General features: G+C 60.0%; 14 protein-coding genes. All 14 read right to left on the reverse strand.

Annotated features, from left to right (window positions below):
• Positions 1–5: 5 nt before the first annotated feature.
• The 14 genes from hisS to iscR all read right to left on the reverse strand — a co-directional run bounded on the left by hisS (position 6) and on the right by iscR (position 11,430).
• On the reverse strand, positions 6–1,292 hold the full coding sequence (hisS, locus tag RTH74_RS17975) for a histidine--tRNA ligase (protein WP_316915538.1): 1,287 nt from the start codon (positions 1,290–1,292) through the stop codon (positions 6–8).
• A gap of 20 nt (positions 1,293–1,312) precedes the next feature.
• A complete protein-coding gene (gene ispG / locus RTH74_RS17980; protein ID WP_099526561.1) occupies positions 1,313–2,425 on the reverse strand; it encodes a flavodoxin-dependent (E)-4-hydroxy-3-methylbut-2-enyl-diphosphate synthase in 1,113 nt (370 codons plus the stop codon).
• 3 nt (positions 2,426–2,428) lie between these two features.
• Positions 2,429–3,412, reverse strand: coding sequence for a RodZ family helix-turn-helix domain-containing protein (locus tag RTH74_RS17985; RefSeq protein WP_316915539.1), 984 nt, complete (start codon positions 3,410–3,412; stop codon positions 2,429–2,431).
• Positions 3,409–4,170, reverse strand: coding sequence for a type IV pilus biogenesis/stability protein PilW (gene pilW, locus RTH74_RS17990; protein ID WP_179544184.1), 762 nt, complete (start codon positions 4,168–4,170; stop codon positions 3,409–3,411). Before pilW ends, RTH74_RS17985 begins: the two co-directional genes overlap by 4 nt.
• Positions 4,171–4,183: 13 nt before the next feature.
• The gene (rlmN, locus tag RTH74_RS17995) at positions 4,184–5,332 is read right to left on the reverse strand and encodes a 23S rRNA (adenine(2503)-C(2))-methyltransferase RlmN (RefSeq protein WP_090336098.1); all 1,149 of its coding nucleotides are present in this window, start codon (positions 5,330–5,332) and stop codon (positions 4,184–4,186) included.
• A gap of 26 nt (positions 5,333–5,358) precedes the next feature.
• Positions 5,359–5,790: a nucleoside-diphosphate kinase gene (gene ndk, locus RTH74_RS18000; protein ID WP_003459696.1), complete on the reverse strand. Its 432-nt coding sequence runs from the start codon at positions 5,788–5,790 to the stop codon at positions 5,359–5,361.
• Positions 5,791–5,891: 101 nt separating this feature from the next.
• A complete protein-coding gene (gene iscX, locus RTH74_RS18005) occupies positions 5,892–6,092 on the reverse strand; it encodes a Fe-S cluster assembly protein IscX (RefSeq protein ID WP_316915540.1) in 201 nt (66 codons plus the stop codon).
• 16 nt (positions 6,093–6,108) lie between these two features.
• Complete coding sequence (fdx, locus tag RTH74_RS18010; RefSeq protein ID WP_090336096.1) at positions 6,109–6,450, reverse strand: ISC system 2Fe-2S type ferredoxin; 342 nt, start codon at positions 6,448–6,450, stop codon at positions 6,109–6,111.
• Between the two features lie 3 nt (positions 6,451–6,453).
• The gene (gene hscA / locus RTH74_RS18015; RefSeq protein WP_316915541.1) at positions 6,454–8,319 is read right to left on the reverse strand and encodes a Fe-S protein assembly chaperone HscA; all 1,866 of its coding nucleotides are present in this window, start codon (positions 8,317–8,319) and stop codon (positions 6,454–6,456) included.
• 45 nt (positions 8,320–8,364) lie between these two features.
• Positions 8,365–8,886, reverse strand: a complete 522-nt coding sequence (hscB, locus tag RTH74_RS18020; protein ID WP_316915542.1) for a co-chaperone HscB — start codon at positions 8,884–8,886, stop codon at positions 8,365–8,367.
• A gap of 9 nt (positions 8,887–8,895) precedes the next feature.
• On the reverse strand, positions 8,896–9,219 hold the full coding sequence (gene iscA / locus RTH74_RS18025; RefSeq protein ID WP_090336089.1) for an iron-sulfur cluster assembly protein IscA: 324 nt from the start codon (positions 9,217–9,219) through the stop codon (positions 8,896–8,898).
• 13 nt (positions 9,220–9,232) lie between these two features.
• Positions 9,233–9,619 (reverse strand): Fe-S cluster assembly scaffold IscU, encoded by a 387-nt coding sequence (iscU, locus tag RTH74_RS18030; protein WP_017362576.1) that lies wholly within the window; start codon positions 9,617–9,619, stop codon positions 9,233–9,235.
• A 74-nt stretch (positions 9,620–9,693) separates the two neighbouring features.
• Positions 9,694–10,908: an IscS subfamily cysteine desulfurase gene (locus RTH74_RS18035; protein ID WP_316915543.1), complete on the reverse strand. Its 1,215-nt coding sequence runs from the start codon at positions 10,906–10,908 to the stop codon at positions 9,694–9,696.
• A 30-nt stretch (positions 10,909–10,938) separates the two neighbouring features.
• Positions 10,939–11,430 (reverse strand): Fe-S cluster assembly transcriptional regulator IscR, encoded by a 492-nt coding sequence (gene iscR, locus RTH74_RS18040; protein ID WP_075749285.1) that lies wholly within the window; start codon positions 11,428–11,430, stop codon positions 10,939–10,941.
• Positions 11,431–11,524: the final 94 nt, after the last annotated feature.

An 11,524-nucleotide genomic window follows, 5' to 3' on the forward strand; every position in this document is an offset into this window, starting at 1 on the left:
CCTGCTCAAGCCTGCTGGCAGGCAGCCAGATGCTCAGCCAGAGCATCCCAGGCAACACTTTGTTGTTCACTGTCGTCGCGCAGCGGTTTGCAACCTACCACGCGCCCTGCCAATTCGTCGTCCCCCAGAATCAGCGCATAGCGTGCGCCGCTCTTGTCGGCCTTCTTGAACTGGCTCTTGAAACTGCCACCACCAGAGTTGAGCAATAGGCGCAGTCCCGGCAATTCGTCACGCAGACGCTCGACCAGTGTCAGCGCCGCCAGCTCGGCAGCCTCGCCGAAGGCACAGATGTAAACATCGGCGGCGCGGTTGAGGTCAGCCGGTAGCAACTGCAGGGTTTCCAGCAGCAGCACCAGACGCTCGACACCCATGGCGAAGCCAACGCCTGGCGTGGCCTTGCCACCCAACATGGAAACCAGGCCGTCATAACGACCACCGGCGCACACAGTGCCCTGGGCACCGAGCTTGTCGGTCACCCACTCGAACACGGTGCGGTTGTAGTAATCCAGACCGCGCACTAGCTTGTGATTGATCTGGTAGCGAATACCGGCCGCATCCAGGCGCGCCTTGACGCCCTCGAAGTGCAGGCGCGATTCCTCATCGAGGTAATCGCCCAGGGTCGGCGCACCAACCAGCACCGCCTGAGTCGCCTCGTTCTTGCTGTCGAGGATACGCAACGGGTTGGTGGTCATGCGGCGCTGGCTGTCTTCATCGAGCTGATCGAAGCGCTCCTGCAGGTAGGCCACCAGGGCATCGCGATAGGCGGCACGCGCCTCGCTGGAACCCAGGCTGTTTAGCTGCAGGGTCACCGCGTCGGCCAGGCCGAGCTTCTTCCACAGACGCCAAGTGAGCACGATCAGCTCGGCATCGACGTCCGGCCCCGGCAGGTTGAAGGCTTCCACGCCCACCTGATGGAACTGGCGATAGCGACCTTTCTGCGGCTTCTCGTAGCGGAACATGGGGCCGGCGTACCACAGTTTCTGCACCTGACCGCCGCCAGACAGCCCATGCTCGAGCACAGCGCGCACGCAACCGGCAGTGCCTTCGGGACGCAGGGTCAGGGATTCTTCGTTGCGATCAAGGAAGGTGTACATCTCCTTGTCGACCACGTCGGTGCCTTCACCGATACCGCGAGCGAACAGCTCGGTGTACTCGACGATAGGCAGGCGGATTTCCTTGTAGCCATAGCCATCGAGCAGGCTAACCAGGGTACTTTCCAGGTAGCGCCAGGCAGGCGTCTGCTCCGGCAGGATATCGTTCATGCCACGAATGGCTTGCAGGGACTTGCTCAAGTGTATTCCTTACGCACGGATCAGCCGCGCACGATCACGGCCGCATCGGCGGCGACCTTTTCGGCCGCCTTGTCGCGGATGAGCTTTTCCAGCTCGTCCACCAGGTTTTCGTTGGTCAGCTTCGAGGCGGGCTTGCCGTCGATATAGACCAGGTTGTTCGGGCTACCGCCGGTGAGGCCGATATGCGCCTCCTTGGCTTCGCCGGGCCCGTTGACCACGCAGCCGATCACGGCTACATCCAGCGGTACCAGCAGGTCCTCGACACGCGTTTCCAGCTCGTTCATGGTCTTGACCACATCGAAGTTCTGCCGCGAACAGCTCGGACAGGCGATGAAGTTGATACCGCGGGAACGCAAACGCAGGGATTTGAGGATGTCGAAACCGACCTTGATCTCTTCCACCGGATCGGCGGCCAGAGAGATACGGATGGTATCGCCAATGCCGTCGGCCAGCAGCATGCCCAAGCCGACTGCCGACTTGACCGTGCCGGAGCGCAGGCCGCCCGCTTCGGTGATACCCAGGTGCAGCGGCTGCTCGATCTGCTTGGCCAGCAGACGATAGGCTTCTACAGCCATGAAGACGTCGGAGGCCTTCACACTGACCTTGAAGTCGGGGAAGTTCAGGCGATCGAGGTGTTCGACATGACGCAGCGCCGACTCCACCAGAGCTTCCGGGGTCGGCTCGCCATATTTCTTCTGCAGATCTTTTTCCAGCGAACCGGCATTGACGCCGATGCGAATCGGAATGCCCTTGTCACGGGCAGCCTCAACCACCGCCCTGACGCGATCCTCGCGACCGATGTTACCCGGGTTGATCCGCAGGCAATCGACGCCCAACTCGGCCACGCGCAGGGCGATCTGGTAATCGAAGTGGATGTCGGCCACCAGCGGAACGCGCACCTGCTGCTTGATGCGACCGAAGGCCTCGGCAGCATCCATGTCCGGCACGGAAACGCGCACGATATCAGCGCCGGCATCTTCCAGGCGACGGATTTGCGCCACGGTAGCGGCCACATCGTTGGTGTCGGTATTGGTCATGCTCTGCACGGCGATCGGCGAATCGCCGCCCACCGGTACCGAGCCAACCCAGATCTTGCGCGATAGTCGGCGCTTGATCGGCGATTCGCAATGCATGCTTTACAACCCCAGTTTCAGGCGCGCGGTTTCGCCGGTCATATGCGGCGCAACGTCCACGCTTTGGCCGTTGTAGGTCACCTGGGCGCCACGGGCAAAGCCCAGGCGTAGCTCCATCGGTGCTTTGCCAGTCAGTTCGATGCTTTCCCCACTGCGTTTGAGCGCGCTGAGCAGGACCTTGCCATCAGCATCGGTCACTTGTGTCCAGCAATCAGCAGTGAACTGCACGTTGAGCGCACCCTGCCCGGCTGGAACGGCAACGGGGGCGGCAGACTCCGTGGCAGGCGCTGTTATATTGGCAGCAGCTGCTGGCTCATTCGCCACGGCGGTTGCCGGAGTTTCTGGCGCGCTTTCCGGCGCTGCATCTGAAGCTGCTGGCTGTTCTGCGACCGAGGACTCTTCCGGTGCCTCGCCCGGCTCGATCGGCAACAGCAAAGGGCTGCCCTGCTCGTTGCCCTGAGCATCGACTACCGCCTGGTCTTCCGGCTCGGCAAGCGAATGCACCTGGGTGGTACCGTCGGCCCCTTCGACTTCTACATGTTCCAGGCCCAGGTCAGCCAGGCTGGCACCTGGGCGCCCCTGATCCTGCCACCAGACAAAACCGCCGCCGATCAACGCCAGCAACAACAGGAAACTCACCAGGCGCAGGATGCTCTGCGAATAACGCACAGGCTCTTCGATACGACCAAGGGCATGCACACTGCTGCCGGTGGCATCGGTACCGGTGAACTGATCGAACTCCATCACCAGCCGGTTCTGGTCCATTTCGAGCAGCTTGGCGTAGGCACGGATATAGCCACGCGCAAAGGTGGTGCCCGGCAGCTTGTCGAAAGCACCGGCTTCGATCTGGGCCAGACGTTGTGGCGTCAGGTTCAGCTGGCTTGCCACTTCGGCAACGCTCCAGCCCTTGATTTCCCTGGCCTGGCGCAGGGTTTCACCTGGATTTGTCGACATCGGCTGAGCCACTTCGCTATGTGCCGCGTTCATTGTTGCCCCGAAACAAATTGCTGATATTCCTGAGAGGCCGGATACAGGCGACGCAACTGCAAACCAAGGCTGGCAGCACGGTCACGGTCCTCAAACACTTCGGCTAGACGCGCGCCAAGCAACAGGCTACGCGCGTTCTGTGGCGCTATTTCGCTGTAGCTGTCGTAGTAACGGCGCGCTGGCACGTACTCCTTGTCCTCGTAGGACAGCACGGCCATCTCCAGCAGAGAACGTCGCTGACGATTGCTCAAACGCAGCGAACGCTGGAAGTACTCTTTGGCCTGCTCGCGCTGACCAAGCTGCAGAGCAGTCATACCCAAGTTCTCGAACACCCGAGAGCGCTCCGGATAGAGATTGTCCTCGGCGGCCTTGAGGTAGGTGTTCATGGCTTCTTGATAACGCTTCTGCTCGAACAGGAAACCACCATAGTTATTTAGCAAACGGGCATCTTTAGGGCGCTGGGACAGCGCTTTGCGAAAATGCTCGTCAGCCAGCTGGGGCTCCATCTCTAACTGAAAGGCTAAAGCCAGCGCCGCATGCGCATCGGCATTCGACGAGTCAAGATCGAGAGCGCTCTTCAAGGGGACCTTGGCACGCTGGGTATCGCCTTGCTGGATATAGGCAATACCAAGTTGAATGAAGGAGTCACGCGCCTTCTCACGCCCTTCCGCCGTTCGCATGGGGTCGACATCGCCTGTGGTCACACAACCAGCAAGCAGGCTGACAACGAGCAATAACAACGCAGGGCGCAGGGTCATAGGCATCCTCTCTTCAATTTCGATTGGCGGCAGTACGAGGCTCTTGCGCCTCGTTGCCCAGCTGGCGCACGGCGATGTAACGCTCGCTGCGCCGAGTACGATCCATGACCTGGCCAACCAACTGGCCGCAGGCCGCATCGATATCGTCACCACGCGTCGTGCGTACCGTGACGTTATGACCAGCCTTGTGCAACAGGTCCTGGAAGCGGCGAATGGCGTTATTGCTCGGCCGCTCGTACCCCGAGAAGGGGAAGGGATTAAACGGAATCAGGTTGATCTTGCAAGGTACATCGGCCAGAAGTGCGATCATCTGCTCAGCGTGCTCAGGCTGATCGTTGACGCCCTTGAGCAGGGTGTACTCGATGGTCAGCACACGCTTTTCGCCCAGTTTGGAGACGTAGCGCTTGCACGCTGCCAGAAGCATCTCCAGCGGGTACTTCTTGTTGATCGGTACCAGCTGATTACGCAGTTCGTCGTTGGGCGCGTGCAACGACAGCGCCAGAGACACGTCGATGACTTCGGCCAGCTTATCGATCATCGGCACCACGCCAGAGGTGGACAGCGTCACTTTGCGCTTGGAGATGCCATAACCAAGGTCGTCCATCATGATCTGCATGGCAGAGACGACGTTATCGAAGTTCAGCAGCGGCTCGCCCATGCCCATCATCACCACGTTGGTGATAGCGCGGTCGATCTTCGCCGGCACGCTGCCGAAGGATTTGTTGGCGATCCATACCTGGCCGATGATCTCGGCGCTGGTCAGATCACTATTGAAGCCTTGTTTGCCGGTGGAGCAGAAGCTGCAATCCAGGGCACAACCGGCCTGGGACGAAACACAAAGCGTGCCGCGACCGTTCTGCGGGATATAAACGGTTTCCACACAGCTACCCGACGCCACACGCACCACCCACTTGCGCGTGCCATCGGCAGAAATATTTTCGCTGACCACTTCCGGGCCGCGAATCTCGGCAGAGGCCTCGAGCTTCTCGCGCAAGGCCTTGCCGACATTGGTCATGGCGGCGAAATCATCGACGCCAAAGTGGTGAATCCACTTCATTACCTGGCCGGCACGGAAGCGCTTCTCGCCGATGGACTCGAAGAACTGTTCCATTTCCGGCTGGGTCAGGCCCAGCAGGTTGATCTTGCCGGTGGTATTGGTCATGGCTTCACCCTCGCATCATTCGCCAATCAGCGAATGCGCGCGCACTGCTCGGTAGCGGAGAAGAAGTAAGCGATCTCGCGAGCAGCGGAGGCTTCGGAATCCGAACCGTGAACAGCGTTTTCGTCGATGGAAACGGCGAAGTCAGCACGGATGGTGCCGGCAGCGGCTTCTTTCGGGTTGGTGGCACCCATCAGCTCACGGTTCTTGGCAACGGCGTTTTCGCCTTCCAGAACCTGAACGATGACCGGACCGGAGGTCATGAAAGCAACCAGGTCCTTGAAGAAGCCACGCTCGCTGTGCTCAGCGTAGAAACCAGCGGCTTCGCGCTCGGACAGTTGCACCATCTTCGAAGCAACAACGCGCAGGCCGGCTTTTTCGAAACGGGTGGTGATCTCACCGATGACGTTCTTGGCAACGGCGTCAGGCTTGATGATGGAGAAAGTACGTTGAACAGCCATGTGAAGCTCCAGAAACTTTAGGGTTAAAGCGAAAAATTAAACCCGCGAATTATACGCGGGTTCCGGTTAAAAGCGTAGGGCGGGCGCCGTAAGCGCCTGTTTCAATCGAGTTCTTCGATCCAGGCGGCCTGTATCGCCTCCAGCACCTTCTCCCCCCCGCGCCGCGGGTCATCGGAGAACTGCGGCAAGGACACGACCCAACGGTGCAGATCGACGAAGTTCACGTAGCGCGGATCGACATCCGGCTTCTGCTCGCTCAACTCGATGGCAATATCCAGTACATCGGCCCATTTCAGACTCATGATCAAGCTTCCTGGATCAGTGCGGCGCTTCGGCTGCGTGGTTAAGCGAATATTTGGGAATCTCGACGGTGATATCTTCCTCACCAACGATAGCCTGGCAGGCCAGGCGCGACTGAGCCTCGAGCCCCCAGGCCTTGTCCAGATAATCCTCTTCCAACTCATCCGCCTCATTCAGCGAATCGAAACCTTCGCGCACGATGCAGTGACAGGTGGTGCAGGCACACACACCGCCACAAGCGCTTTCCATCTCGATATGGTGCTCGTGCGCCAGCTCGAGGATGGAAACTCCAGGCTCAGCCTCTACCACCAGACCATCCGGGCAGAATCGCTCGTGAGGCAGAAAAATTACCTGCGGCATCAATTATTCCTCGATCTCATTCAGATTGCGCCCTGCCAGCGCGGCTTTTACCGTCGAATCCAGGCGGCGAGCCGCGAAAGCATCAGTGACCTGCGACAGCCGCTTGGTCTGCCGCTCGATCGCCAGGCCATCATTGCCCGCCAGCAAATCGCGTAACTCCTGCACCTGCAGCTCGATGACCTCGCGCTCCTCGGCATCCAGCAAACGCTCGCCATCGGCCTGCAGCGCCGCCTCGACGGCCTCGATCAGGCGCTGACCATCGACCTGTTGCTCACGCAGCACGCGGGCAGCCTTGTCGCCTCCAGCATTCTGGAAAGAGTCCTGCAGCATGCGTGCAATTTCGCCATCGGTCAGGCCATAAGACGGCTTGACCTGAATGCTCGCCTCAATCCCAGAACTCAGCTCACGCGCTGCGACACTAAGCAGGCCATCGGCATCGACCTGGAAGGTCACACGGATCTTCGCAGCCCCAGCCACCATCGGCGGAATACCACGCAACTCGAAACGTGCCAGGGAGCGGCAATCAGCGATCAGTTCGCGCTCACCCTGCAGCACGTGAATCATCATGGCCGTCTGGCCATCCTTGTAAGTGGTGAACTCCTGCGCACGCGCTACCGGGATAGTGGTGTTGCGCGGGATCACCTTCTCCATCAGCCCGCCCATGGTTTCCAGGCCGAGCGACAGAGGTATCACGTCCAGCAGGAGCAACTCCTCGCCGTCATCACGCTGATTGCCCGCCAGGGCGTCGGCCTGGATCGCAGCACCAATGGCCACCACCTGATCCGGATCGATATTGGTCAGCGGCGCCCGACCGAACAGTTCGCCGACGGCCTCACGTACACGCGGCACGCGGGTAGAGCCACCGACCATGACGACCGCACCAACCTCTTCCTGCTCGACGCCGGAATCACGCACAGCACGACGACAAGCCTTGAGACTGCGCGCCACCATCGGCTCGATCAGCGCCTCGAACTGCGTGCGCGACAACGAACCTCGCCACTCACCATGGCTCAGCTCGACGCTATCGGCATCCGTCAGTCCCTCTTTGGCCGCACAGGCGGTCTGCAGCAGGCTACGCTGGGTAGACGGATCGAGATCACTGGAAATACTGGCCTGCTGGATGATCCAGTCGGCTACGGCATGATCGAAGTCGTCACCGCCCAGCGCACTGTCGCCGCCGGTAGCCAAGACCTCGAACACACCGCCAGTCAGGCGCAGGATGGAAATATCGAAAGTGCCACCGCCGAGGTCATAAATAGCAACCACACCCTCGGCTTTCTGATCCAGACCATAGGCGACTGCAGCGGCAGTAGGCTCATTGAGCAGACGCAGAACGGTCAGGCCAGCTAGACGCGCAGCATCCTTGGTGGCCTGACGCTGAGCGTCATCGAAATAAGCCGGAACGGTAATCACCGCACCGACCAACTCACCACCCAAGGTCTGCTCAGCGCGCAAGCGCAGGGTCTTGAGAATTTCTGCAGAGACTTCGACAGGACTCTTCGCCCCCTGCACCGTCTCGATGAAGGGCATGTGCGACTCGCCTGCAGCGAAGCGGTAAGGCATTTGCTCGCCGAGCTGATGCACGTCGGCGATACCCCGCCCCATCAGACGCTTGACCGACAGCACGGTATTGAGCGGATCGCTGGCGGCCGCCAGTTTGGCTGACTCGCCAACCTCGATGCTTCCAGCGTGGTAACGCACGGCAGACGGCAGGATGACCTTGCCATCATCGTCAGCCAGGGGCTCGGCCAGACCACTGCGCACAGCAGCGACCAAAGAGTTGGTGGTACCCAGGTCAATACCCACTGCCAGACGACGCTGGTGCGGTTGCGGGCTCTGCCCGGGCTCGGCGATCTGCAATAAGGCCATGGTCTTCTTGAAATCATCAGGCAGGCTGCCGTGGCAGCCTACAGGTTAATCGTCGAGGCGCTCTTCTAACTGGCGCACTTCATGGGAGAGCTTGTCGAGGAACTGCATGCGGCGCATCAGACGCTCGGCCTCTTCACGGCGGGCCTCGTCATCCCAGCATGCAGCGAAGTGCTCGTTGAGCTGCTCCTGCGCTGCTTTCAGGCGACGCTTGAAGGCCGCGACACCGGCCAGATCAGCATCATCCTGCAGTTCCTCCAGCTCTTCGCGCAGCTGCATTTGCTGCAGGAGGAAATCAGGATCCTGTACCGTCACTTCCAGCGGCAACTCGGGGCCACGCATGGCCAGCAGGTAGCGCGCACGCTGAGACGGCGTTTTCAGAACCTGATAAGCCTCGTTGAGGCAGGCCGAGCGCTCCAGCGCCAAGCGCTGCTCACGCTCACCGGCATCGGCAAAGCGATCCGGATGCACCTGGCGCGCCAGCTCACGGTAGCGAGCGGCCAGTTGATCCATATCGAGACGAAAGCTCGGCTGCAGGTCGAACAGGGCGAAATGGCAAGGATTACCCACGCGAGCGCCTCAAACGTTGAAGCTTTCGCCGCAACCGCATTCGCCGCGCACGTTAGGGTTGATGAACTTGAAGCCCTCGTTGAGGCCTTCCTTGACGAAGTCCAACTCGGTGCCATCGAGATAGACCAGGCTCTTGGGATCGATGATCACCTTGACGCCATGGCTCTCGAATACCTGATCCTCTGCCGCCAGCTCATCGACGAACTCGAGCACGTAGGCCAGGCCGGAGCAACCGGTAGTGCGCACCCCGAGGCGAATGCCCTCGCCCTTGCCGCGCCCATCAAGAGAGCGTTGCACGTGGCGGGCAGCTGCTTCAGACATGGTGATGGCCATTACAAACCTCGTATCAGAGCAAGCCTTTCTTCTGCTTGTAGTCGCGCACAGCAGCCTTAATGGCATCTTCAGCGAGTACAGAGCAGTGAATTTTCACTGGCGGCAGGGCCAGTTCTTCGGCGAGCTGGGTGTTCTTGATGCTCTCGGCTTCATCGAGGGTCTTGCCCTTCATCCACTCGGTAGCGAGGGAGCTGGAGGCGATAGCCGAGCCGCAGCCGTAGGTCTTGAACTTGGCGTCTTCGATCACGCCACTTTCGCTGACCTTGATCTGCAGGCGCATCACGTCGCCGCAGGCCGGTGCGCCGACCATGCCGGTACCGACGTCGGGATCTTCGGCGTTCAGCTTGCCGACGTTACGCGGGTTTTCGTAGTGGTCGATGACCTTGTCACTGTAAGCCATGTTGTACTTCCTCTCTCATCAGGTGCCGCTCTCCGGCGAACCGCTGGAAACCAAGCGATTCGCCTCGGCAGCTTTTAGTGTGCTGCCCATTCCACGGAAGAAATGTCGACACCTTCTTTGAACATATCCCACAGAGGCGACAGTTCGCGCAGCTTGTCCACGGCCTCACGGACCTTGGCAGCGGCGTAGTCGACCTCGTCTTCGGTAGTGAAACGACCGAAGGTGAAGCGGATCGAGCTGTGCGCCAGTTCATCATTGCGGCCCAGGGCGCGCAGCACGTAAGACGGCTCCAAGGAAGCCGAGGTGCAAGCAGAACCGGACGATACAGCGAGATCCTTGAGCGCCATGATCAGCGACTCACCCTCGACGTAGTTGAAACTCAGATTGAGGTTGTGCGGCACGCGAGCGGTCAGACTGCCATTCACGTACAGCTCTTCCATATCTTCCAACTGGCGGTAGAAACGATCACGCAGAGCCGCGATACGCTGGTTCTCTGCCGCCATCTCTTCCTTGGCGATACGGAATGCTTCACCCATACCGACGCACTGGTGAGTGGCCAGAGTGCCCGAGCGCATACCGCGCTCGTGACCGCCGCCGTGAGTCTGCGCTTCCAGACGCACACGCGGTTTGCGGCGCACGTAAAGGGCACCGACGCCCTTGGGGCCGTAGGTCTTGTGCGCGGAGAAGGACATCAGATCGACCTTCATCTTTTCCAGATCGATTTCGACCTTGCCGGTGGACTGCGCAGCATCGACATGCAGCAGCACACCGCGCGAGCGGGTCAGCTCGCCGATGGCAGCGATGTCGTTGATGGTGCCGATTTCGTTGTTGACGTGCATGAGGGACACCAGGGTAGTGTCATCGCGCAGCACCGCCTCGACCATGGCTGGCGTAATCAGGCCGTCTTCGCCCGGTTCCAGATAGGTCACTTCGAAACCTTCACGCTCGAGTTGGCGAGTGGTATCCAGTACCGCCTTGTGCTCGATCTTCGAGGTGATGATGTGCTTGCCCTTGCTGGCATAGAAGTGCGCTACGCCCTTGATCGCCAGGTTGTCGGACTCGGTAGCACCGCTGGTCCAGACGATCTCACGCGGATCAGCATTGACCAGCTCGGCGACCTGGCGACGGGAATTTTCCACCGCTTCTTCGGCCTTCCAGCCGAACACATGGGAGCGCGAAGCCGGGTTGCCAAAGTTACCGTCGACCAGCAGGCATTCACTCATCTTCTGCGCAACACGCGGATCTACCGGCGTGGTGGCGGAATAATCGAGGTAAATGGGCAATTTCATTGGGTTTCTCCTATCAGGCAAACGCCCTGCTCAGTCGATGGCAGACGCTTCAATCTTATCCAGGCGCGGCGTCCTGCCATTGCAGCGGCGCTGATCCTGGCGCAACGCGACCTCTTGAACCTCACGACGCGCAACCAAATCAGCCAGGCTGATGCCACTGAGGAACTCATGAATCTGCTGACTGAGATCGCACCACAGGTGATGGGTCAGACAGGTGTCGCCAGAGTGGCAATCACCTTGCCCCTGGCAACGCGTAGCATCTACCGACTCGTTGACCGCATCGATCACCTGAGCCACCTGAATGCCGCGCATGTCACGCGAAAGCTGATAGCCGCCACCCGGCCCGCGAACACTGGAAACCAGACTGCCACGGCGCAGCTTGGCGAACAGTTGCTCCAGATAAGACAGGGAGATGCCCTGCCGCTCGGATATATCGGCCAGGGAAACGGGACCGTGCTGTGCGTGCAACGCCAGATCTAGCATGGCGGTAACGGCGTAACGGCCTTTGGTGGTCAGTCGCATGGCTCTACCACGGAATCACTGAATTGCGACGAAGTATGCGATTCCCGAGTATTTAAGTCAACTATAAGACCAATTGATTTACTCAGGATTGACC

It is taken from the genome of Pseudomonas sp. zfem001 (genome assembly GCF_032621725.1).
In the GTDB taxonomy this organism is placed as follows: Bacteria; Pseudomonadota; Gammaproteobacteria; order Pseudomonadales; family Pseudomonadaceae; genus Aquipseudomonas; species Aquipseudomonas sediminis.

Bases quoted from the DNA above. Each gene is read 5' to 3' on its own strand.
- ispG (WP_099526561.1), bottom strand. From the start codon at position 2,425: ATGCATTGCGAATCGCCGATCAAGCGCCGACTATCGCGCAAGATCTGG.
- RTH74_RS17985 (WP_316915539.1), bottom strand. From the start codon at position 3,412: ATGAACGCGGCACATAGCGAAGTGGCTCAGCCGATGTCGACAAATCCA.
- pilW (WP_179544184.1), bottom strand. From the start codon at position 4,170: ATGACCCTGCGCCCTGCGTTGTTATTGCTCGTTGTCAGCCTGCTTGCT.
- rlmN (WP_090336098.1), bottom strand. From the start codon at position 5,332: ATGACCAATACCACCGGCAAGATCAACCTGCTGGGCCTGACCCAGCCG.
- ndk (WP_003459696.1), bottom strand. From the start codon at position 5,790: ATGGCTGTTCAACGTACTTTCTCCATCATCAAGCCTGACGCCGTTGCC.
- iscX (WP_316915540.1), bottom strand. From the start codon at position 6,092: ATGAGTCTGAAATGGGCCGATGTACTGGATATTGCCATCGAGTTGAGC.
- fdx (WP_090336096.1), bottom strand. From the start codon at position 6,450: ATGCCGCAGGTAATTTTTCTGCCTCACGAGCGATTCTGCCCGGATGGT.
- hscA (WP_316915541.1), bottom strand. From the start codon at position 8,319: ATGGCCTTATTGCAGATCGCCGAGCCCGGGCAGAGCCCGCAACCGCAC.
- iscA (WP_090336089.1), bottom strand. From the start codon at position 9,219: ATGGCCATCACCATGTCTGAAGCAGCTGCCCGCCACGTGCAACGCTCT.
- iscU (WP_017362576.1), bottom strand. From the start codon at position 9,619: ATGGCTTACAGTGACAAGGTCATCGACCACTACGAAAACCCGCGTAAC.
- RTH74_RS18035 (WP_316915543.1), bottom strand. From the start codon at position 10,908: ATGAAATTGCCCATTTACCTCGATTATTCCGCCACCACGCCGGTAGAT.
- iscR (WP_075749285.1), bottom strand. From the start codon at position 11,430: ATGCGACTGACCACCAAAGGCCGTTACGCCGTTACCGCCATGCTAGAT.